Here is a 21,262-nt window from a genome sequence, read left to right on the forward strand (position 1 = left end):
CCCCCGCGCCATTTGGTCCAAACCGAGCCAATTGCAGCGCAGGCGCGTCTGCGCGAGAATGCGCGTGGGGGCTGAGCTTTGAACAAGGATCGACCGATGCCGCCGTTCGTCGCTTTCGCGGGCGTCCTGGGCGGGCTTGCCGTGGTCCGCTGGGCCTACAAGACCGCCATTCGGATCAACCAGGAGCTGGAGGAGATGCGCCTGTCGCGCGTCGCCGAAACCGCCCGCATGGGGGAAATCCAGACGCTGAAGCGTGACCCCGTGACCGGAGCCTATCGCCCGGGTTAGCTCTCTCCATGAGCTGCTGCCGTAGGGTGGGCAAAGCGAAGCGTGCCCACCGCGAGGATCGCTGTCTTGGAAAGATGGTGGGCACGGCGTAAGAGCGCCTTTGCCCACCCTACCGCATTGGGATGATGGGCTGTTTGGCCCGAATCCACCCCCTTCGCCTTGATTCCCATCCCCGCCGTCGATACGGTCCCGCGCGATTCAAACCCCCCCGCGAGAGCCTGATCCGACGATGGACGCCTCATTGCCCGCCCATATGCGCCCGGACCGCTCGTTCCAGGGCCTGCTCCTGGCGTTACAGCGCTACTGGGCGGATTACGGCTGCGTGATTCTGCAGCCCTATGACATGGAAGTCGGCGCCGGCACCTTCCATCCCGGGACCACCCTGCGCGCGCTCGGGCCGAGGCCGTGGAATGCCGCCTATGTGCAGCCCTCGCGGCGGCCGAAGGACGGGCGCTACGGCGAGAACCCGAACCGGCTCCAGCACTATTACCAGTTCCAGGTGATCCTCAAGCCGTCGCCGCCGAACCTCCAGGAGCTGTATCTGAAGTCGCTCGCCGCGATCGGCATCGACTCGGCCCTCCATGACATCCGCTTTGTCGAGGACGATTGGGAGAGCCCGACGCTGGGAGCGTGGGGTCTCGGGTGGGAATGCTGGTGCGACGGCATGGAAGTGTCGCAGTTCACCTACTTCCAGCAGGTCGCTGGCGTCGAATGCGCGCCGGTCGCGGGCGAACTCACCTACGGGCTCGAACGGCTCGCCTGCTATCTGCAAGGCGTCGACCGCATCATGGATTTGAACTTCAACGGCCGCGAGGGCGCCGAGAAGGTCAGCTACCGGGAAGTATTCTTCCAGGCCGAGCAGGAATATTCGCGGCACAATTTCGAATATGCCGACACCACGATGCTGTTCGAACAGTTCAAGATGGCCGAGGAGGCCTGCAAGAAATATCTCGCGGCGGGTTGGCGTGAAGCCGACAACCAGAGGCGGCACCTGATGGCGCTGCCGGCCTATGACCAGTGCATCAAGGCAAGCCATGTCTTCAACCTGCTCGATGCGCGCGGCGTGATTTCGGTGACGGAGCGGCAGAGCTACATCTTCCGGGTGCGCGAGCTGGCAAAGGCCTGCGGCGAAGCCTGGGTGCACACCGAAGCCGGTGGAGCGGCCTGATGCCCGATTTGTTGCTTGAACTGTTCTCCGAAGAGATTCCCGCGCGCATGCAGGCCAAGGCGGCCGACGACCTGCGGCGCATGGTCACCGACAAGCTTGTCGCCGAAGGCCTCGTCTATGACGGCGCGAAAGCTTTCGCGACGCCGCGCCGCCTCGCGCTGACCGTGCACGGCATCCCCGTGCGTCAGCCCGATCTGAAGGAAGAGCGCCGCGGCCCGCGCGTCGGCGGGCCGGAGCCTGCAATTCAGGGCTTCCTGAAAGCCACGGGCCTATCTTCGCTTAGCGAAGCGAAAATCCAGAACGACAAGAAGGGCGATTTCTACATCGCGCTGATCGAAAAGCCCGGCCGCGCAGCGATCGACGTGCTCGCCGAGATTTTGCCGGTGATCATCCGCACCTTCCCCTGGCCCAAATCGATGCGCTGGGGCGTGCGCTCGGCCAAGCCCGGCTCGCTGAACTGGGTGCGTCCGCTGCACGCGATCACCGCGACGTTCGGGCTCGAGACCGAAGAGCCCGATATCGTGAACTTCTCGGTCGATGGCATCGAGGCCGGCAATACGACCTACGGCCATCGCTTCCTCGCGCCCGCTGCGTTTAAGGTGCGCCGCTTCGAGGACTATGAGGCGAAGCTCCTGAACGCGAAGGTCGTGCTCGATGCCGAGCGGCGCAAGGATGCGATCCTGACCGACGCCAAGCAGCTTGCCTTCGCGCAAGGGTTTGACCTCGTCGAGGACCAGAACCTGCTCGACGAGGTCGCGGGCCTCGTGGAATGGCCGGTCGTGCTGATGGGCTCGTTCGATCAGGAATTCTTGGCGACGCCCGCGGAAGTGATCCGCGCCACCATCCGCAACAACCAGAAATGCTTTGTGGTCAGTGATCCCAAGAGCACTGAGAAGACCGGAAAGCTGGCCAACAAGTTCATTCTGGTCGCCAATATCGAGGCGACCGACGGCGGCAAGACCATCATCGGCGGCAACGAGCGCGTGATCCGCGCGCGCCTGTCGGACGCAAAGTTCTTCTACGAGACAGACCTGAAGACCAGGCTCGAGGATCGTCTGCCGAAGTTCGAGCGGATCGTGTTCCACGAGAAGCTCGGGACGCAGGCCGAACGTATCAAGCGCATCGAGCGTCTTGCCGCCGAACTCGCGCCAACGGTTGGCGCCGACGTCGTCAAGGCCAAGCGCGCCGCGCATCTCGCCAAGGCGGATCTGCTGACCGAAGTCGTCGGCGAATTCCCTGAGGTCCAGGGCCTGATGGGCAAGTACTACGCGCTCGCCCAGGGCGAAGACGCCTCCGTCGCCGCGGCCTGCGAGGAACACTACAAGCCGCAGGGCCCCGCCGATCGCGTGCCGACCGATCCGGTGAGCGTGGCGGTGGCGCTCGCCGACAAGCTCGATACGCTCGCCGGTTTCTGGGCGATCGATGAGAAGCCGACGGGATCGAAGGATCCATATGCGCTGCGCCGTGCGGCGCTGGGCGTGATCCGGCTGATCGCAGAGAACGCGCTTCGGCTCTCGCTGTCGAACGTGGCGGCGTCCGCGCTCGCTGGTTTGTCGGTCAAGCCGGCCGATGCACAGAAGATCCCGAGCGATCTGCTCGCCTTCTTCGCCGACCGCCTGAAGGTGCAGCTCCGTGAGCAGGGCGCGCGGCACGATCTCGTCGACGCCGTGTTCGCGCTCGGCGGCCAGGACGATCTCCTGATGATCGTCCGCCGCGTCGAGGCGCTCGGAAAATTCCTCGACACCGACGACGGCAAGAATCTGCTCGCCGGCACCAAGCGCGCCAGCAACATCCTCAGCATCGAGGAGAGGAAGGACAAGCGCACGTTCGACGGCGCGCCGGATGCAGGCCTCTACAGCCTGCCTGAAGAGAAGGCGCTGGCGAAGGCGATTGGTGAGGTGAAGGCTGAGGCAAGCGCCGCCGTCGCCAAGGAAGACTTTGCCGCCGCGATGAGTGCGATGGCAAAACTGCGTCCGCCGGTCGATGCGTTCTTCGACAAGGTCCGCGTCAACGACGAGGATGCGAAGGTGCGCGAGAACCGCCTGAAGCTGCTCAACGAGATCCGCAGCGCCACGCGTGCGGTCGCGGATTTCTCGAAGATCCAGGATTGAGCGCGCCACAATTGAGGCTGTCATTCCGGGGCGCGCGAAGCGCGAGCCCGGAATCCATTCATCGTCACGCGCTGCGGCCCGATGGATTCCGGGCCCACGCCTTCGGCGTGTCCCGGAATGACGGCGGTCATTGGGAAAAAAGCCCCGCCCGGTGGGGGGAGACCGGGCAGGGCCTGATGTCCGATTTTTACATTGCTCGCGCCTCTCGATCGGCGCGCCGGACATCGAGTCGAGTGGTGCTAGTCGAGCACCTCGACGATGCGCCGTGAGCGCGGCTCGACCAGCACGGTCTCGCCGTTCACGACGGTGTAGCGGTACGTCGTCGCGCCGAAGCGTTGCGGCACGTCATAATAGGTCACACCGCTTTCGGGTAAGGTGGCACCGACCACGATGCGATCGGGTACATTGAAGGTCGGCACGCGTTGCTCGACGACATATGCGCGGAAGGCCGGCCGCTGCTCGACCGCAATGGTCGGGCCGCTATCGACCACAACGGGAGCACGTCCCACCGTGCTGGTTTGCGCCTGCGCCGCGACGGGCGAGCCGATCGCGGCCGCGAGCGCTGCAAGAGCAAGAATCCTGTTCCGCATGGGCAACTCCTTCGACGTGATAGTTTCGGAAGCGCAAGTTGCGCGACCGATTGCCAATGCATGCGTCATTGCAATGTTCCGAGAAATGCATCGCCGCATTCGCGGCAATTTCGGGCAGTTTTTGCGAGGGCGGGAACTCGCATGGGGCCCAAGGCGTCTCTACTCGCGGAACTCGCCCGGCTATGATCCGCCCGCGATTCGCCTCACGTCTCACGCCACAGAAAGATAATTCATGCACATCACCGTCGCCCACATTTCGCCGATCCTGTCGTTGATTGCGGGCGTGCTCATCCTGATCATGCCGCGGCTCCTCAACCTGATCGTCGCGATCTTTCTGATCGTGAACGGCGCGATCGGGCTTGGGCTCCTGAAGTGGCTGCACCTCTAGGCGTTCATTTTCCGGAACTGTTCGACTTGCGCGGGCCCGCCCAAAATGGTGTAAGGCCCGCGATTTCCCGTCCCTCTCGCAGGTTGTTGCAAGCCATGGCCAAAGCCGCCTCGAAGCCTAAGAAAATGCCAGCGAAATCAAAGTCCTCTGCCAAGGCGAAAGCCACCCCGCCGGCCCGCAAGGCGCTTCCGAAGAGCGCCGCGAAGCCGGTCGCAAAGCCGGCTGCCAAGGTGGCTGCCAAGTCGGTGGCAAAGCCGGCCGCGAAGCCTGCGACCAAGGCCGTTGCGCCTAAGGTGGCCGCAAAAGCGGCACCGAGCGCGGTCAAGGCCGGGAAGTGGGTCTTCACCTTCGGCGACGGCAAGGCCGAGGGAAGGTCAGAGATGCGCGACCTGCTCGGCGGCAAGGGCGCCAACCTGGCCGAAATGGCCAATCTGGGCCTGCCGGTGCCTCCCGGCTTCACCATCCCGACCTCGGTCTGCACCTATTTCTACGCACACGACAAAAACTATCCGAAGGAATTGAAGGCGCAGGTTGAGAAGGCGCTCGACTATGTCGGCAAGTTGACGGGCAAGGTCTTCGGCGATGCCAGGAACCCGCTGCTCGTCTCCGTGCGCTCGGGCGCGCGCGCCTCGATGCCGGGCATGATGGACACCGTGCTCAATCTCGGCCTCAACGACGAGACCGTGGAAGCACTGGCCGAGCTGTCCGGCGATCGCCGCTTCGCCTACGACAGCTATCGCCGCTTCATCACCATGTATTCGGACGTGGTGCTCGGCTTCGAGCATCATCACTTCGAGGAGATCCTCGACACCTTCAAGGATAGCCAGGGCTACACGCTCGATACCGACCTGTCCGCCGACGACTGGGTCGAGCTGGTCGGCAAGTACAAGGACGCGGTCGCGCGCGAGACGGGTAAGGACTTCCCGCAGGATCCGCACGATCAGCTCTGGGGCGCGATCGGCGCGGTGTTTTCCTCCTGGATGAATGCGCGCGCGGTGACCTACCGCAAGCTGCACGACATTCCGGAATCCTGGGGCACCGCCGTCAACGTGCAGGCCATGGTGTTCGGCAACATGGGCGAGACGTCGGCGACCGGCGTTGCCTTCACGCGCAATCCTTCGACCGGCGAGAGCAAGCTCTACGGCGAGTTCCTGATCAATGCACAGGGTGAGGACGTGGTGGCGGGCATCCGCACGCCGCAGGACATCACCGAGGAGGCGAGGAAGGAATCGGGCTCCGACAAGGCGTCGATGGAATCGGCGATGCCGGACGCCTTCAAGGAGCTGACGCGCATCTACACGCTGCTCGAGAAGCACTACCGTGACATGCAGGACATGGAGTTCACGGTCGAGCAGGGCAAGCTCTGGATGCTCCAGACCCGCGGCGGCAAGCGTACCGCCAAGGCGGCGCTGCGCATTGCGGTGGAGCTCGCCAATGAGGGGCTGATCTCCAAGAAGGAAGCGGTGACGCGGATCGATCCGGCTTCGCTCGACCAGCTTCTGCATCCGACCATCGATCCCAACGCCAAGCGCGATGTGATCGCGACCGGCCTGCCGGCCTCGCCGGGTGCCGCCTCCGGCGAGATCGTGTTCTCCTCGGATGAAGCGGCCAAGCTCCAGGCCGACGGACGCAAGGTCATCCTGGTCCGTATCGAGACCAGCCCCGAAGACATCCACGGCATGCATGCCGCCGAAGGCATCTTGACCACCCGCGGCGGCATGACGTCGCACGCCGCAGTGGTCGCGCGCGGCATGGGCAAGCCCTGCGTCTCCGGTTGCGGCACGATCCGCGTCGATTACGGCCGCGGCACGATGAGCATCGGATCGCGCACCTTCAAGAGCGGCGACGTCATCACCATCGACGGCTCGCTCGGCCAGGTGCTGGCCGGCCGCATGCCGATGATCGAGCCGGAGCTCTCCGGCGAGTTCGGCACGCTGATGAACTGGGCCGACCAGGTCCGCAAGATCGGCGTGCGCGTCAACGCCGATACGCCGGAAGACGCGCGCACCGCGCTCAAGTTCGGCGCGCAGGGCATCGGCCTCTGCCGCACCGAGCACATGTTCTTCGAGGAGACGCGCATCCGCACGGTGCGTGAGATGATCCTCTCCGAGGACGAGCAGTCGCGCCGTGCCGCGCTGGCAAAGCTCCTGCCGATGCAGCGCGCCGACTTCGTCGAGCTGTTCGAGATCATGAAGGGCCTGCCCGTCACGATCCGGCTCTTGGATCCCCCACTCCACGAATTCCTGCCACACACCCACGCCGAGATCGAGGAAGTGGCCCGCGCCATGAACACCGATCCGCGGCGCCTGGCTGACCGCGCGCGCGAGCTCTCGGAGTTCAATCCGATGCTCGGTTTCCGCGGCTGCCGCATCGCGATTGCTTACCCTGAGATCGCCGAGATGCAGGCCCGCGCGATCTTCGAGGCCGCGGTCGAAGCGCAGAAGCGCACCGGCAAGGCCGTCGGCCTCGAGGTGATGGTGCCGCTGATCGCGACCAAGGCCGAGCTCGATCTCGTCAAGGCGCGGATCGATTCGACCGCGCAGGCGGTGATGCGCGACACCAACACCAAGCTCGCCTATCAGGTCGGCACCATGATCGAGCTGCCGCGCGCCTGCCTGGTCGCGGGCGAGATCGCGGAGAGCGCCGAGTTCTTCTCCTTCGGCACCAACGATCTCACCCAGACCACCTACGGCATCAGCCGCGACGATGCCGCGAGCTTCCTCGGTCCCTACGTGACGAAGGGCATCCTGCAGATCGATCCCTTCGTCTCGCTCGACCAGGAAGGCGTCGGCGAGCTCGTCAAGATCGGCGTCGCGCGCGGCCGCAAGACGCGCGCTTCGCTCAAGATGGGCATCTGCGGCGAGCACGGCGGCGATCCCGCCTCTGTCGCGTTCTGCCACGCGGTCGGTCTCGACTACGTCTCGTGCTCGCCCTATCGCGTGCCGATCGCCCGCCTCGCCGCCGCGCAGGCCGCGCTCGGCAAGGCGATTGCCAGCCAGGCGTGAGCCGAAGGGTCAGATTTTGAGTTGAGAGAGGCGGGGCCAAGGCTCCGCCTCTTTCATTTTGATCTCCGCTCTCCGCCACGCCGTCATTGCGAGCGCAGCGAAGCAATCCAGAGTCTTCCCGCGAAAGCAGTCTGGATTGCTTCGCTGCGCTCGCAATGACGAGCTCGGGGCACGTACGCGCCACACTCTCACTGTCATCGCCCGCCTTGTGCGCAATTGCGCACTGGGGCGGCCGGTCCAGTATTCCAGAGGCGGTGACGTAATTCGGAGAAGCCGCGGCGTGCTGGATGCCCCGCCTTCGCGGGGCATGACGGCGCTGATGTGACGAGACTCCTGTAACGACGGAACCGCACGCGTTCCATAATGACACGCGTCATCAAGAATTCCTTCACCATGCGCGTTGACCGAATGTTTACCGTTTCACGTGAGGGCGCATTTACCAACGCCATCGATCGCTTCGTGAAAACGCCTGCGATTGCTTGAGTGTGCCATGCGGGCAACGTCGATTAACGCCCCGGCAACCTAAATTAGATACTGACAATAAAGATCGAATTGCACGGATGTACTGACTTCGATCAGACGAGCGTAAGTGTTGCGTGAGCGTATCGATGTTTATGTTGCGTAACCATCCGAAGGGCGCGCGGTTCGCGTCCTTCGGCATCGGGCTCTGCATCTTCGCATTGATGCCGAGAGAGACCGGTTATCAGGACATTGCTTCGCTGTTGGCGCGCCAGCCCGGCGTTGCCGAGCGCTGGCAGAAGCAGGTGTTTTCGGCGGCGTCCTCGATCCAGCTCGCCACCTACAGCTTCGCCCGCCCGATCGGAACATCGGTGCCGCAGAGCGCGATGGTTCGCCTCGCAAGCCTCGATGGCCGCGACATCACCGGCACGATCACCCGCAATCCGGCGCTGCAGACGCCGCCGCGCTATCAGGCTTCCGATTTTCCCAAGGTCGATCGCTCGCTGAAGGGCGATCGTCTCGCCACCGTCACGCCCGCCCCTGAGACAGCGACGCCGCCGGCAGCACCGGCGCAGGAAGATCCCGCGACGTCGAACAGCTCTGTGTTCGGCGCCAAGGCCGCGGCGCTGCCGCAGCCAATGTCGCCGGAGTCCGCAGCCGCGCTCGATCCCGAGCTCCAGGAAGCGATGCGCGCGCCGCCGCTGCCGCAATATTCCAACCCGCCGAAGGCCGGCGACATCGCTTTGTCGCTTGCGGCCCAGCCGCTCGACGCGCTGAAGCAGGCGCCGGTGGCGACCGCGCCATCGCGCGAGCCTTTCAGCGTGAAGACGTCGAACCTGTTCTTCGGCAGCTCCTCGCTCGGCGGCAGCCTCGAGAGCATCGAGAGCTGGCAGCCCGGTGCCGAGCCGCTGATCGTGCTGCCCGACCCTGATATGAAGGTGATGGCCTCGCTGCCGCCGCCGTCGGAAGAGGTTGCGAAGGCGACCGAGAGCGGCGAGAGCGTCGCGCCGAAGGGCGAGGTCAATGTCGACAACCAGCGCGCCAAGTCACCGGCCGAGCGGCTCGCCCTCGACGAAAAGTCGCGCGCGAAATCCGAGAAGTGTCTGGCGGAAGCCGTCTACTTCGAGTCCCGCGGCGAAGCCGTGCGCGGCCAGATCGCGGTGGCGCAAGTGGTGATGAACCGCGTGTTCTCCGGCAAATATCCGGACACGGTGTGCGGCGTGGTCTACCAGAACAAGTACCGCCACTTCGCCTGCCAGTTCACCTTCGCCTGCGACAACAATCCCGACGTGATCCGCGAGCCCGAGATGTGGGAGCGCGCCAAGAAGATCGCGAAGGCGATGCTCGACGGCCAGGTCTGGCTGCCCGAGGTCGGCAAGTCCACGCACTACCACGCCTATTGGGTGCGCCCGTCCTGGGTCGCCGAGATGAAGAAGATGTACAAGTTCGGCGTGCACACCTTCTACCGGCCGCGCGCCTGGGGCGATGGCAGCGAGGAGCCGAGCTGGGGCACGCCGGCGCAGACGGCCGCACTCTCCGCCGAGCTCGCCCAGGAAGCGAAGAGCTCCGCCGAGATGGGCGTGAGCGAGCGGCGGTAATCTGCTTTACCTCGCCCCGCTTGCGGGGAGAGGTCGGAATGCGCGGAGCGCGGATTCCGGGTGAGGGGACTCTCCACGAGTCCGGTTTTCACCGCCCTTGCGGAGACTCCCCCTCACCCCAACCCTCTCCCCGCAAGCGGGGAGAGGGAGTGAGCCACCTCACGCCTCGATATCCAGCGCGCAGTCGAAATTCGGCGCCGAGTGTGTCAGCGCGCCGGACGAGGCGTAGTCGACGCCGGTTGCCGCGATCGCGACAATCGATTCCAGTGTGACGCCGCCGGAGACCTCCAGCGCGACGCGACCGGCTGCAAGCTTGACCGCCTCGCGCAGCGTGGCGAGGTCCATGTTGTCGAGCAGCACGGCATCGGCAAGCCCGCTGTCGAGGACCTCGCGAAGTTGCGCGAGCCTGTCGACCTCGATCTCGATCTTGACGAGATGGCCGGCATGGGCACGGGCGCGCTCCAGCACCGGGCGGATGCCGCCGGCGACCGCGATATGGTTGTCCTTGATCAGGATCGCATCGTCGAGGCCGAAGCGGTGGTTGAAGCCGCCACCGCAGCGCACCGCGTATTTCTCCAGCGCCCGCAATCCCGGTGTGGTTTTTCGGGTGCAGCAGATGCGCATTCTCGTGCCTTCCGTCTGACGGACGTAGTCGGCCGTCAGCGTCGCGACGCCCGACAGCCGGCCGACGAAGTTCAGCGCTGTGCGCTCCGCCGTGAGAATGGCGCGTGCGGGACCGGTGATCGTCAACACGTGCTGCCCACGGGCAACGCGTGCCGCATCGCGGACCTGCGTCCGCACCTCGATGTTCGGCGACAATTTGTGTAGCGTCGCGAGCGCAAGCGGCAGTCCGGCGATCACGCCGGCCTGACGCGCGACCAGGATGGCCTGCGCCGTCGTGGCCTCGGGAATCGTCGCCAGCGAGGTGATGTCGCCGGCGCGGCCGAGGTCCTCGTCGAGCGCGCGGTGCACGGCTTCGTCGATCGCAAGCGGCGAGAGGAAGGCGTCGGGATAAAGCAGAGAAGCGGGCGTGATCATGCAAGGCTCCGTCAGGCGATCATGGGTTGCGCGGTTCGCGGCCGTGAGTGCTCGGTGAGGTTTTCGGCCACCTCGCGCGCCGCTGCGAGCGTGGTCATGGTTCTCTGCGCGCGCGAGGCAACCTCCACCGGATGATCGGAGCGGAAGTGCGCGCCGCGGCTCTCGCGCCGGGCCCAGGCTGCGGCTGCCACGAGCAGGGCTGCTGTCGCCATGTTGCACAGCGCGCCGCTCGTGGCCTCGCGTTCGAGGGCGCCAAGGTGGCGCACCGCTTCCGCAAGGCCGTCGCCGTCGCGGGCTACGCCGACCCGTGAGCTCATGATCGCACGCAGCCGCTTCACGGCCGCGGCATCCGCCGTGCCGCCGGGCGGCGCCACCAGTCCATCGGGGAGCCGGGCAGGCGAGGGGATCGCGCAGCCGGCAATGTCGTCGGCAATGCGCGCGGCGTAGACCACAGCCTCCAGCAGCGAATTGGAGGCGAGCCGGTTGGCGCCATGCGCCCCGGTCGACGACACTTCGCCGCCGGCCCAGAGTCCGTCGATCGAGCTGCGGCCGCGCGCGTCCACCGCGATCCCGCCCATGTGGTAGTGCGCGGCCGGTGCAATCGGAATGGCTTGCGTCGAGGGATCGATGCCGGCGGCGATGCAGCTCGCATGCACGGTCGGAAACTTTTCCGCGAAGCGCGCGCCGAGCGCCTGCCGCGCGTCGAGGAAGGCGCCGTGCCCTGCCGCGATCTCGGCGAACACGCCGCGGGCCACGATGTCGCGCGGCGCGAGTTCGGCGAGCGGATGGCGCGCCAGCATGAAGCGTTCGCCGTTGCCATTGATCAGCGTCGCGCCTTCGCCGCGCAGCGCCTCCGTCGCCAGCGGCGCCGGATCGCGGCCGACCGTGATCGCGGTCGGGTGGAACTGGACGAATTCGGGATCAGCGATCACGGCACCGGCGCGCGCGGCGATTGCGAGGCCAGATCCGCCGGCCTCGACCGGGTTGGTGGTGGCGGCATAGAGATGCCCGATGCCGCCGGTTGCGAGCACAATCGCGCGTGAGGCGAGAAATGTCGGCCGTGCCGCCGCGTTCGCGACCTCACGGAGTTGGAGGCCGGTGACCGCGCCGTCCTCGGTCAGCAGGGCTTCGGCAGCAAGACCCTCGATGACGCGGATCGAGGGCGTGCGGCGCACGGCTTCGCTCAAGGCCGCGATGATCGCTGCACCCGCCCCGTCGCCGCGCACATGCACGATGCGCCGCGCCGAATGCGCGGCCTCGCGGCCGACCGCGAGCTTGCCTTCGAGGTCGCGATCGAATGGCACGCCATAAGCGAGCAGATCGTGGATTCGCAGGCCCGCCTCGCGCGCGATCCCAAGTGCGACCGCTTCATCGACGAGGCCGCCGCCGACTGCGACGGTATCGGCGGCATGTGATTCGGGGCTGTCGCCTTCGGCCACCGCCGCGGCGATGCCGCCTTGCGCCCAAGCCGACGATGCGCCCTGTCCGAGCGGCGCCGCCGAAATCAGCGTCACCGGCCGCGGCGCCAGCTTCAGCGCACAGAACAGCCCGGCAAGCCCGCCGCCGACGATGACGACGTCGTCGGTGGTGCGGGTGAGATTGTGGATGTTGGTCATGGTTTTTCTCCAAACTCTCCGCCGGAACGACGGCGCGTGTGTCGCTAATTCTTCAGATTGATCATCCGCTCGACCGAGCGCCGTGCGCGCATCGCGAGTGCGGGATCGATCGTCACCTCCTCGCGAAGCGTCAGCAGGCTGTCCAAAATGTTGGATAGTGTGATGCGCTTCATGTGCGGGCAGAGATTGCAGGGGCGCAGCATCTCGACGTCGGGAAGCTCGGCGCGCACATTGTCGGCCATCGAGCATTCCGTGATCATGACGAGCCGCTTCGGCCGCTTCTCGCGCACCCAATTGATCATGTGCGCGGTCGAGCCCGTGAAGTCGGCTTCCGCCAATACGTCCGGCGGGCACTCGGGATGCGCGATGATCTGCACGGACGGGTCCGCGTCGCGATAGCTACGCAGCTCTTCGCCGGTAAAGCGCTCGTGCACCTCGCAGGCGCCCTTCCAGGCGATGATCTTCACATCGGTTTTTGAGGCGACATAGGTCGCGAGATAGCGGTCGGGCAGGAAGATCACGCTGGGCGCGTTCAGGCTTTCGACCACCTGCACAGCATTCGATGAAGTGCAGCAGATGTCGACCTCGGCCTTCACTTCCGCCGACGTGTTGACATAGGCGACGACAGGCACGCCGGGAAACTTTTCACGGAGCAGCCGCACATCGGCGCCCGTGATGCTGGCGGCAAGCGAGCAGCCGGCGCGCGTGTCGGGGATCAACACCGTCTTGTCCGGGTTGAGCAGCTTCGAGGTCTCGGCCATGAAGTGCACGCCGCACTGGACGATGATGTCGGCCTTCACCTTGGTCGCTTCGACCGCAAGCTGGAGCGAGTCGCCGCCGATGTCGGCGATGCAGTGGAAGATCTCGGGCGCCTGGTAGTTGTGCGCGAGGATCACCGCGCCCCGCGCCTGCTTCAATTCGTTGATCGCCTTGATGGTCGGCGCCATCAGCGGCCACTCGATCGGCGGGATCACGTGCTTGACCCGCTCGTAGAGATGAGCGGTCGCCGCTTCGACCCCGGCCGTCCATGCCAGCGACGGCATCGGCAGCGCTGGCGCCGTGCGGACAGGCGCGGGGCGGGCAGAGGTGGCGGATTGGCCTTGAGGCCGGCTGGTGAAATCGTCGGGGCCGTAAATTCCAGTGATCGGCATCGAAGCCTCCCGTGCATGGTTATGCTCTAGGTGAGTATATATGGGGCCTGAGAAATCCGGCCGAGGGGCCGGTGGGACTTCGTCGAGCTCTTGATATACTCAAATTGAGTAAATCTAAAATAGCACGCCGATGTGGGGGCCGCTAGGTCCTGCCGCACACATTCTCGTCAAATCGCGCCTCGCGCGTCAGGCGAGGCCTCGTTGAAACGCAATGCTCCCGCGACAGCTCTTCGTGGAACGCAATCACTTTTGACTTGGGATTTTCATGCAACTGCATTAAATCGCTGTTCGGCGTTGCCTATCCCGGACCCGCCAGCGACACATGAGGAATTGCATGTCGACACAAGCGAGCGAGCTCGGTCCGGTTTCACGTTCCTCCACCTGGCGCACGCCGGCCATCATCATTCTCTGTGGCTGTGCGATCGGCATGCTCGGCTTCGGCCCGCGATCTGCGCTCGGCTTCTTCGTGCAGCCGATGAGCCATGAGTTCGCGTGGGGCCGCGATGTGTTCGGTCTCGCGATTGCCGTGCAGAATCTGTTGTGGGGACTGGGCCAACCGTTTGCCGGCGCGGTCGCCGACCGCTTTGGCCTGTTCCGGGTGATGTGCGTCGGTGCAGTGCTCTATGCCGGCGGCCTGTTGTTGATGCGCTACTCGTCGACTCCGATGTCGCTGAACCTCGGTGCGGGCGTCATGATCGGCTTTGGTCTCGCCGGCTGCTCGTTCAATCTGGTGCTGTCGGCGTTCACCAAGCTGCTGCCGGCCGAGAAGCGCGGCCTTGCGCTTGGCGCCGGCACCGCGGCGGGCTCATTCGGCCAGTTCCTGTTCGCGCCGGTCGGTGTGGCGCTGATCGACAATTTCGGCTGGCAGCAGGCGCTCACTGTGTTCGGCTTACTGATGCTGCTGATCATCCCGCTATCGCTGGCGCTCTCCACGCCGCCGATCGAAAGCTCCGCCAGCGCGACGGCCGCGGATGAGCAGTCCTTCACCAAGGCGCTCGCAGAAGCCTTCGGTCATCGCTCCTATGTGCTGCTGGTGCTCGGCTTCTTCACCTGCGGCTTCCAACTCGCTTTCATCACGGTTCATCTGCCGGCGTTCCTCGTCGACCGCGGCATCTCGACGCAAACCGGCGGTTGGGTGATCGCGGCGATCGGCCTGTTCAACATCATGGGCTCGCTGAGCGTCGGCTATCTCCAGAACTATTTGCCCAAGCGCTACATCCTCTCGACGATCTACTTTACGCGTGCGCTCGCGACGCTGGCTTTCATCTCGTTCCCGATCACGCCGTTCTCGGCGATCGCGTTCGGCGCGGTCTCCGGCCTGACCTGGTTGTCGACGGTGCCGCCGACCTCTGCGCTGGTGGCGCTGATGTTCGGCACGCGCTGGCTCGCAACGCTTTACGGCTTTGCCTTCGTCAGCCATCAGGTCGGCGGCTTCCTCGGCGTCTGGCTCGGCGGCATCGTGTTCGAGCGGTTCGGTTCCTATACGCCGATCTGGTGGCTCTCGATCCTGTTCGGCGTGCTCTCGGCGCTGATCAATCTGCCGATCGTGGAGAAACCGGTCCAGCGGGCGGTTGCACAGCCTGCCTGATCGGCTAAACATCCCCTGAAACAAAGTCAGGGAGTTCAGCCGTGGCCACATTCAAGGCGATCCGGATCGACAAGGCGGACAAGGGCACCACCGCCGCGCTCACGCAGTTCGACGAAGCCGAACTGATGGACGGCGACGTCACTGTGCGCGTGGAATGGTCGACGTTGAACTACAAGGACGGCCTCGCGCTCACCGGCAAGGCGCCGGTGGTGCGACGCTTCCCGATGATCGCCGGCATCGACTTTGCCGGCACGGTCGAGCAATCCTCGCATCCGCAATGGAAAGCGGGCGACAAGGTCGTCTGCACCGGCTGGGGCATGGGCGAGACCCATCTCGGCGCCTATGCCGAGAAGGCGCGGGTGAAGGGCGATTGGCTGGTCGCATTGCCACAGGGGCTATCGACGCGCGACGCCATGGCGATCGGCACCGCAGGCTTCACCGCGATGCTCTCGGTGCTGGCGCTGGAAAAGCATGGGCTGTCGCCGAAGAGCGGCCCCGTGGTGGTGACGGGCGCGGCCGGCGGCGTCGGCTCAGTCGCAACCGCCGTGCTGTCGAAGCTCGGCTATCACGTCATCGCCTCCACCGGCCGCGCCTCTGAAGCCGACTATCTGAAGCACCTGGGAGCAGCCGAAGTCATCGACCGCAGCGAATTGTCGGCGCCGGCGAAGCCACTAGCCAAGGAGCGCTGGGCGGGAGGCGTCGACAGCGTCGGCTCGACCACGCTCGCCAACCTCCTGTCGATGACCAAGTATGGCGGGGCGATCGCGGCCTGCGGCCTTGCCGCCGGCATGGACCTGCCGTCCTCGGTCGCGCCGTTCATTTTGCGCGGAGTGTGCCTTCTCGGCATCGATTCGGTGATGTGCCCGCTTCCGCCGCGGAAGGCCGCCTGGCTGCGCCTGGCGTCCGACTTGGATCGGACGAAACTATCTGAAATCACTCATGAAATTTCGCTCGGCGAGGCCATCGAATGGGGCCCGAAAATTCTTGCCGGCGAGGTCCGCGGCCGGATCGTGGTAAAGATTCTCTAACGGCGTTCAGACTTTACCAACCAAGCTGCTCCATTGTTGCCATGGTTAGTATGGTAATCAGCGGGTAAAGAGAGATCAGGCATCGCCCGCTGCGGGGGTTGTTCGGAGTTTGAGCATGCTTGCGCGTATTGTGTTGGGGGCTGTCACGGCGGCAGCGACGTTCACGCCGGCCATTGCTGGGAGCATGAACGCCGATGAGGCGCGCCGCTTCGTTGCCGGCAAGGTCTTCGCCTTCACCTGCTTCGACGGTACCCGCGGCGCAGGCCGTATTCTCGACGATCTCGGCGCTGCCGGCGCGGTGCAGTTCTCCGGCGCAGGTCCGGTGCGCCACATCCGCCTGCCCGGCAACACGCTCCAGATTCGTGGCCAGAACGTCTGCGCCTCGATCAAGGGCATTCCATTCGAGCCGTGTTTCAACCTCGAAAAGACCGATGAGCGCAGCTTCCGCGGCTCGGTATCGGGCATGGGCTTCGCCTATTGCGACTTCCATCACCAGGGTGGCAACCAGATGCTGATGGCGCGCGCTGCTGCGCGGCCGCGCTCGCTGCGCGCGTCGGAGCGCTCCGGTTCGGTCGCCTCGTCGAGCACCGAAGTCGCCGCACGGGTTGAGACGCCGCGCGTCGAGCGCGGCCGGCTCGAGCCGGTCAAATCGGAGCCCGCCAGGAGCGAAGGTCCGCTCGAGCTGCGCCGCTCGACCGATTGAGTTTCTGGGCCGCGCGCGGGAGGTGCGCGCACGCCTTGTCGACGATATTCAGCAGCCCTCGGGCCGCCGCGCCGTAGTCATACGGGCGGTTTCTTTCATGCCTTGGTAGCGACTCGCGCCCAGTTTGGGTGACGGCCGGGGGGCAGCCCTATGAAGGGTTCGACGATGTCGCTTTATTTTTTTCGCATCAGTACGGGTCGGTATTCCGGCGCCGCCGACCAGCCTTATGAATTCGACGATCGCGCAGCGGCCTGGACGGAGATGACCGAGGTCTGCGCCAACCTGCTCGGCGGCATCGCGCGCAGCCTGAAGCCGAATGCCAAATGGAGCATGGAGCTGCTCGACGAAGAGAAGAGGCCGGTGTTTCGCATCAGCCTGGTCGGCGAGACCTATCCGCTTCCCAACAACATCGATTGAGCACGCAGCGTCGCGCTGGATGGTGCGACACAGATAGCGCCCCATCGCTTCGCTCTTCCTCACCCGCTTCTTTCGAGATCCCTCGGCGATTGCACAACCGTCGCGCGTAGCCGCGTAGCGCTCGTGCGCGTTCATGTTGCGACGCCGCGACGAATGATGCGCAAGGTTAACTTTCCAGAAAAGCGAAGCAGTCATCATCGCCGCGATTTTCCGGGCCGTTGCCGAGCCCTCCCTGTATTGCGTCTCGATCGTACTGGAGCACATTCATGAGCGGCCTTTCCATCCGCCTCACCCACAAGGTCATGGCGATCGGCTTCTTCGGCCTCGTCGGGCTGGTTGCTTTCGGCGCGATCTATCTGATCGGCAGCCTGTCCCAGGACGGCTCCCGCGCCACCGCCAATCGCGCCCGCGCGATCGTCGATCTGAACAAGCAGATATCGATCGAGATGCTCGAGGCGCGCCGCAACGAGAAGAATTTTCAGCAGCGCCGCAACGAGAGCTACGCCAAGGCTCATGCCGAGCTGATCGGGCCGATCAACCGGGATCTTGACGAGGTGGAGCGGCTGATGTCGGCCGGCGGCATGAGCGCGCTGTCGGACAAGACGAGGCAGGCTCAGGACGGCTTCAAGCGCTACGCCGCGGATTTCGCCGCGCTGCTCGGCGCCGAAATCAAGCTCGGCCTCAACGAGACGGTCGGCCTGTCCGGCTCGCTCCGCGGCGCCGTGCATGACATCGAGGCAAAGCTCAAGGAGCTCGACAATCCGCGGCTGACGAGCTGGATGCTGATGATGCGCCGGCACGAGAAGGACTTCATGCTTCGGCGCGATCCGAAATACATTGCCGAGCTGAAGAAGGCTGCAGGCGAGTTCGCCAAGGCCATGGAAGCCGCGGCGGTGCCCGCTTCGGTCATGACCGACATCACGGCGAAGCTGCAGAAATACCAGTCGGAGTTCCTCGCATGGGCGGAGACTGCGCAGCAGAGCGCGGCCTATGACGCGAGCATGATGAAGACGTTTCGCGAGCTCGAGCCGCTGATGGCGGAGGTGCGGACCGCCGTCGAAGCGATGTATAGACAGGCCGACGCCGCCGAGGCCGCGACGCAAGAGGCCGTTCGCCTGTGGATGATGGTCGCCTTCGGTGTCACCGTCGTCGTGCTCGCCGCGGTGGGCTTCTTGCTGGGACGTTCGATCTCGAAGGCGCTCTCCGCGATGGTCGGTGCGATGACGCGGCTTGCGCGCGGCGAACTGTCGATCACTATCCCCGGCATCGGTCGCAAGGACGAGATCGGCGAGATGGCGGGCGCGGTCGAAGTGTTCAGGACCAACATGACGGAAGCCGAGCGGCTGCGCGCCGAGCAGGCGGAAGCGGACGCGCATCGGCGCGCGCAGCGCAAGGCGGATATGCAGCGCCTCGCCGATACGTTCGAAGGCGCGATCGGCGAGATCATCGAGACCGTCTCGTCGGCAGCAACCGAGCTCGAGGCCTCTTCCAACACGCTGACGCAGGCCGCCGGGCGCGGCAACGGGCTTGCCACGGCCGTGGCTGCGGCCTCGGAGCAGGCGTCCGCGAACGTGCGGTCGGTCTCCTCCGCGAGCGAGGAGATGACGTCGTCGATCTCAGAGATCAGCCGTCAGGTGCAGGAATCGGCGCGCGTGGCCGACGTCGCGGTGGAGCAGGCGCAGCGCACCAATGCGCGCGTCGCCGAGCTGACGAAGGCCGCGGGCCGCATCGGCGATGTGGTCGAGCTGATCAACACCATCGCCGGCCAGACCAACCTCCTGGCCCTGAACGCGACGATCGAGGCGGCGCGGGCGGGCGAGGCCGGCAAGGGCTTTGCCGTGGTGGCGACTGAGGTGAAGGCGCTCGCCGAGCAGACCGCGAAGGCGACGGGCGAGATCAGCCAGCACATCGGCGCGATCCAGACGGCGACGGAGGACTCCGTCGGCGCGATCAAGGAGATCGGCGACACCATCGCGCGGATGTCGGAGATCTCGTCGACCATCGCCGCCGCGGTCGAGGAGCAGGGCGCCGCGACGCAGGAGATCTCCCGCAACATCCAGCACGCCGCGCGCGGCACCTTCGAGGTCTCGGCCAACATCGGCGACGTCCAGCGCGGCGCCGGCGAGACTGGGGCTGCGTCCGCACAGGTGCATTCGGCCGCGCAATCGCTGTCGCGCGAGAGCAACCGGCTCAAGAGCGAGGTCGCGCGCTTTCTTGACTCGGTGCGGGCGGCCTGAGGCGAGCCATATCCGTAATTTTACGGAGGCTCCCGTTAACGGCTGTTTGCAACTATGAGCGCAATCCTACCGGACAAGAACCAGCCAGCATTGTTGAACTGACCTCCGTCCCCTCGTCGACGCGACGATGGCGGCGCGAGTTTGCTGCGCGTGGCCAGGTATCATCACCGTCCGGGACCTCGTCTGATGTCGAAGTTGTCGATCGTTTTCAAGATTCTGACCGTTCTGTCGGTCCTCGTGCTCTCGCTCGCCGGCGTCGGCGTGATGGCGATCGGCACCATGCAGAACATCAATGCCCACACCGTCGAGATCGCGCAAAGCTGGCTGCCGAGCGTGCGCGCGCTCGGCTCGCTGCGAGCCGACATCAACGAGCTGCGCGTAGCGCTCCGCCTGCACCTCATGCAGGACACCGCTGGCGGCAAGGATGCCGCCGAGAAGCGGCTGGCCTCGCTGCGCGAGCGCATCGAGCAGACGCGCAAGGTCTATGAGCCCCTGATCACGTCGACCGAAGAGCGATCCCTCTACGAGCAGTGGACGAAGGCGTGGGCCGAGTATCTGAACGGCGTGCAGGAGGTGACGGCGCTGTCGCGCAAGGGCGTCGGCCGCTTCCCGACCGATGCCAACGAGTTGCTGCAGACCAAGGTCGCAAAGATGGCCCAGGCGGCCGATCCGCTGCTCCAGAAGGACATCGAGCTCAACAACCAAGGCGCTGAGATGGAGACGAAGCAGGCGGCCGACAGCTATGCCACCATCTTCCGCTTGCTGGTTGGCGTCATCGTTGTTGCCGTCGTGGTCGCGATCGGCGCCGCCTATTACCTCGTGCGCGACGTTTCTCGAGGTGTCGCGTCCATCATCCGCCCGATGCAGGCGCTCGGTGAGGGCGACCTCTCGGCCGAGGTGCCGCATCGCGGTGAGAGGACCGAAATCGGCTCGATGGCGGATGCGCTCCAGATCTTCAAGGAAGCGCTGATCGCCAAGAAGGCGGCTGACGAGACGGCGGCGCGCGATGCCGAAGCCAAGATCGAACGCGGCCGCCGCGTCGACGCCATCACCCGCAAGTTCGAGGTCATGATCGGCGAGGTTGTCGGGACCGTGTCGTCGGCCTCGACCGAGCTCGAGGCATCCGCGACGACACTGAGCAGCACCGCGCAGCGCGGTCAGGAGCTCGCGACCGTCGTTGCCGCCGCGTCCGAGGAGGCGTCCACCAACGTGCAGGCGGTGGCGTCGGCCTCGGAAGAGCTGTCGTCCTCCATCACCGAGATCAGCCGTCGGGTGCAGGATTCGGCGCGGATGGCGGTCGAGGCCGTCGAGCAGGCGACGCGCACCAATGAGCGAGTCAACGCGCTGTCGCAGGCCGCGTCGCGCATCGGCGACGTCGTCGAGCTCATCAACACGATCGCGGGTCAGACCAACCTCCTGGCGCTGAACGCGACCATCGAGGCGGCGCGCGCGGGCGAAGCCGGCCGCGGCTTCGCTGTGGTCGCCTCCGAGGTCAAGGCCCTGGCCGAGCAGACCGCGAAGGCGACGGGCGAGATTGGCCAGCAGGTCGCGGGCATCCAGGCGGCAACGCAGGAGTCCGTCAGCGCCATCCAGGAGATCGGCGGCACCATCGAACGGCTGTCCGAGGTGGCTTCCGCCATCGCAGCGGCCGTCGAGGAGCAGGGCGCAGCCACGCAGGAGATTTCGCGCAACGTGCAGCAGGCCTCGGTCGGCACGCAGGAGGTCTCCTCGAACATCACCGACGTGCAGCGCGGCGCGATCGAGACCGGCTCGGCCTCGACGGAGGTGCTGTCGGCCGCCAAGTCGCTCGCGAGCGACAGCACGCGTCTCAAGGTCGAAGTCGCGCAGTTCCTGGATTCGGTCCGCGCGGCTTGACC

At 65.5% G+C, this 21,262-nt stretch carries 16 protein-coding genes; 12 read left to right on the top strand and 4 right to left on the bottom strand.

The genetic code is table 11. The annotated features are described in order from the left end of the window. Positions 1 to 96: 96 nt before the first annotated feature. The 3 genes from AXW67_RS16275 (at position 97) to glyS (ending at position 3,567) form a co-directional block, all read left to right on the top strand. Positions 97 to 288, top strand: a complete 192-nt coding sequence (locus tag AXW67_RS16275; protein WP_027553783.1) for a hypothetical protein — start codon at positions 97 to 99, stop codon at positions 286 to 288. A 229-nt stretch (positions 289 to 517) separates the two neighbouring features. Then, complete coding sequence (locus AXW67_RS16280) at positions 518 to 1,456, top strand: glycine--tRNA ligase subunit alpha (protein ID WP_027553782.1); 939 nt, start codon at positions 518 to 520, stop codon at positions 1,454 to 1,456. After that, positions 1,456 to 3,567: a glycine--tRNA ligase subunit beta gene (gene glyS / locus AXW67_RS16285; protein WP_063678687.1), complete on the top strand. Its 2,112-nt coding sequence runs from the start codon at positions 1,456 to 1,458 to the stop codon at positions 3,565 to 3,567. Before AXW67_RS16280 ends, glyS begins: the two co-directional genes overlap by 1 nt. Positions 3,568 to 3,806: 239 nt before the next feature. Here glyS and AXW67_RS16290 read toward each other — a convergent pair whose 3' ends face one another. Then, positions 3,807 to 4,157 (bottom strand): DUF1236 domain-containing protein, encoded by a 351-nt coding sequence (locus tag AXW67_RS16290; RefSeq protein ID WP_027553780.1) that lies wholly within the window; start codon positions 4,155 to 4,157, stop codon positions 3,807 to 3,809. Between the two features lie 232 nt (positions 4,158 to 4,389). On the opposite strand from AXW67_RS16290, the gene AXW67_RS40530 reads away from it, so the two are divergent. From AXW67_RS40530 to AXW67_RS16300, 3 genes are all read left to right on the top strand, one after another. Then, positions 4,390 to 4,545 (top strand): DUF3096 domain-containing protein, encoded by a 156-nt coding sequence (locus AXW67_RS40530; RefSeq protein ID WP_018648785.1) that lies wholly within the window; start codon positions 4,390 to 4,392, stop codon positions 4,543 to 4,545. A 95-nt stretch (positions 4,546 to 4,640) separates the two neighbouring features. Next, positions 4,641 to 7,550: a pyruvate, phosphate dikinase gene (gene ppdK, locus AXW67_RS16295; RefSeq protein ID WP_063678688.1), complete on the top strand. Its 2,910-nt coding sequence runs from the start codon at positions 4,641 to 4,643 to the stop codon at positions 7,548 to 7,550. Positions 7,551 to 8,158: 608 nt separating this feature from the next. Further along, positions 8,159 to 9,607, top strand: coding sequence for a cell wall hydrolase (locus AXW67_RS16300; RefSeq protein WP_063678689.1), 1,449 nt, complete (start codon positions 8,159 to 8,161; stop codon positions 9,605 to 9,607). 159 nt (positions 9,608 to 9,766) lie between these two features. Here the strand turns inward: AXW67_RS16300 and nadC are convergent, their stop codons facing one another. Genes nadC through nadA form a run of 3 tightly spaced genes read right to left on the bottom strand, consistent with a single transcriptional unit; the run spans position 9,767 to position 13,412 of the window. Next, positions 9,767 to 10,645, bottom strand: a complete 879-nt coding sequence (nadC, locus tag AXW67_RS16305; RefSeq protein ID WP_063678690.1) for a carboxylating nicotinate-nucleotide diphosphorylase — start codon at positions 10,643 to 10,645, stop codon at positions 9,767 to 9,769. An 11-nt stretch (positions 10,646 to 10,656) separates the two neighbouring features. Then, positions 10,657 to 12,261, bottom strand: coding sequence for an L-aspartate oxidase (locus AXW67_RS16310; RefSeq protein ID WP_063678691.1), 1,605 nt, complete (start codon positions 12,259 to 12,261; stop codon positions 10,657 to 10,659). 44 nt (positions 12,262 to 12,305) lie between these two features. Then, a complete protein-coding gene (gene nadA / locus AXW67_RS16315) occupies positions 12,306 to 13,412 on the bottom strand; it encodes a quinolinate synthase NadA (RefSeq protein ID WP_063678692.1) in 1,107 nt (368 codons plus the stop codon). A 334-nt stretch (positions 13,413 to 13,746) separates the two neighbouring features. Here nadA and AXW67_RS16320 point away from each other — a divergent pair, with 334 nt between their 5' ends. The 6 genes from AXW67_RS16320 to AXW67_RS16345 all read left to right on the top strand — a co-directional run bounded on the left by AXW67_RS16320 (position 13,747) and on the right by AXW67_RS16345 (position 21,260). Beyond that, positions 13,747 to 15,000: an MFS transporter gene (locus AXW67_RS16320; protein WP_063678693.1), complete on the top strand. Its 1,254-nt coding sequence runs from the start codon at positions 13,747 to 13,749 to the stop codon at positions 14,998 to 15,000. A 41-nt stretch (positions 15,001 to 15,041) separates the two neighbouring features. Next, entirely contained in the window at positions 15,042 to 16,028 is a 987-nt protein-coding gene (acuI, locus tag AXW67_RS16325) for an acrylyl-CoA reductase (NADPH) (protein WP_063678694.1), read from the top strand. A gap of 115 nt (positions 16,029 to 16,143) precedes the next feature. Further along, on the top strand, positions 16,144 to 16,731 hold the full coding sequence (locus tag AXW67_RS16330; RefSeq protein WP_063678695.1) for a hypothetical protein: 588 nt from the start codon (positions 16,144 to 16,146) through the stop codon (positions 16,729 to 16,731). A 165-nt stretch (positions 16,732 to 16,896) separates the two neighbouring features. Further along, positions 16,897 to 17,148: a DUF6894 family protein gene (locus AXW67_RS16335; RefSeq protein WP_027553771.1), complete on the top strand. Its 252-nt coding sequence runs from the start codon at positions 16,897 to 16,899 to the stop codon at positions 17,146 to 17,148. A 266-nt stretch (positions 17,149 to 17,414) separates the two neighbouring features. Beyond that, the gene (locus AXW67_RS16340; protein ID WP_063678696.1) at positions 17,415 to 19,385 is read left to right on the top strand and encodes a methyl-accepting chemotaxis protein; all 1,971 of its coding nucleotides are present in this window, start codon (positions 17,415 to 17,417) and stop codon (positions 19,383 to 19,385) included. 186 nt (positions 19,386 to 19,571) lie between these two features. Next, on the top strand, positions 19,572 to 21,260 hold the full coding sequence (locus AXW67_RS16345) for a methyl-accepting chemotaxis protein (RefSeq protein WP_063678697.1): 1,689 nt from the start codon (positions 19,572 to 19,574) through the stop codon (positions 21,258 to 21,260). Positions 21,261 to 21,262: the final 2 nt, after the last annotated feature.

The organism is Bradyrhizobium neotropicale (assembly GCF_001641695.1).
GTDB classification, from domain to species: Bacteria; Pseudomonadota; Alphaproteobacteria; order Rhizobiales; family Xanthobacteraceae; genus Bradyrhizobium; species Bradyrhizobium neotropicale.

Excerpts from the sequence above, each read along its gene's own strand:
- AXW67_RS16275 (WP_027553783.1), top strand. The coding sequence starts at position 97 with ATGCCGCCGTTCGTCGCTTTCGCGGGCGTCCTGGGCGGGCTTGCCGTG.
- AXW67_RS16280 (WP_027553782.1), top strand. The coding sequence starts at position 518 with ATGGACGCCTCATTGCCCGCCCATATGCGCCCGGACCGCTCGTTCCAG.
- glyS (WP_063678687.1), top strand. The coding sequence starts at position 1,456 with ATGCCCGATTTGTTGCTTGAACTGTTCTCCGAAGAGATTCCCGCGCGC.
- AXW67_RS16290 (WP_027553780.1), bottom strand. The coding sequence starts at position 4,157 with ATGCGGAACAGGATTCTTGCTCTTGCAGCGCTCGCGGCCGCGATCGGC.
- AXW67_RS40530 (WP_018648785.1), top strand. The coding sequence starts at position 4,390 with ATGCACATCACCGTCGCCCACATTTCGCCGATCCTGTCGTTGATTGCG.
- ppdK (WP_063678688.1), top strand. The coding sequence starts at position 4,641 with ATGGCCAAAGCCGCCTCGAAGCCTAAGAAAATGCCAGCGAAATCAAAG.
- AXW67_RS16300 (WP_063678689.1), top strand. The coding sequence starts at position 8,159 with ATGTTTATGTTGCGTAACCATCCGAAGGGCGCGCGGTTCGCGTCCTTC.
- nadC (WP_063678690.1), bottom strand. The coding sequence starts at position 10,645 with ATGATCACGCCCGCTTCTCTGCTTTATCCCGACGCCTTCCTCTCGCCG.
- AXW67_RS16310 (WP_063678691.1), bottom strand. The coding sequence starts at position 12,261 with ATGACCAACATCCACAATCTCACCCGCACCACCGACGACGTCGTCATC.
- nadA (WP_063678692.1), bottom strand. The coding sequence starts at position 13,412 with ATGCCGATCACTGGAATTTACGGCCCCGACGATTTCACCAGCCGGCCT.
- AXW67_RS16320 (WP_063678693.1), top strand. The coding sequence starts at position 13,747 with ATGTCGACACAAGCGAGCGAGCTCGGTCCGGTTTCACGTTCCTCCACC.
- AXW67_RS16330 (WP_063678695.1), top strand. The coding sequence starts at position 16,144 with ATGCTTGCGCGTATTGTGTTGGGGGCTGTCACGGCGGCAGCGACGTTC.
- AXW67_RS16335 (WP_027553771.1), top strand. The coding sequence starts at position 16,897 with ATGTCGCTTTATTTTTTTCGCATCAGTACGGGTCGGTATTCCGGCGCC.
- AXW67_RS16340 (WP_063678696.1), top strand. The coding sequence starts at position 17,415 with ATGAGCGGCCTTTCCATCCGCCTCACCCACAAGGTCATGGCGATCGGC.
- AXW67_RS16345 (WP_063678697.1), top strand. The coding sequence starts at position 19,572 with ATGTCGAAGTTGTCGATCGTTTTCAAGATTCTGACCGTTCTGTCGGTC.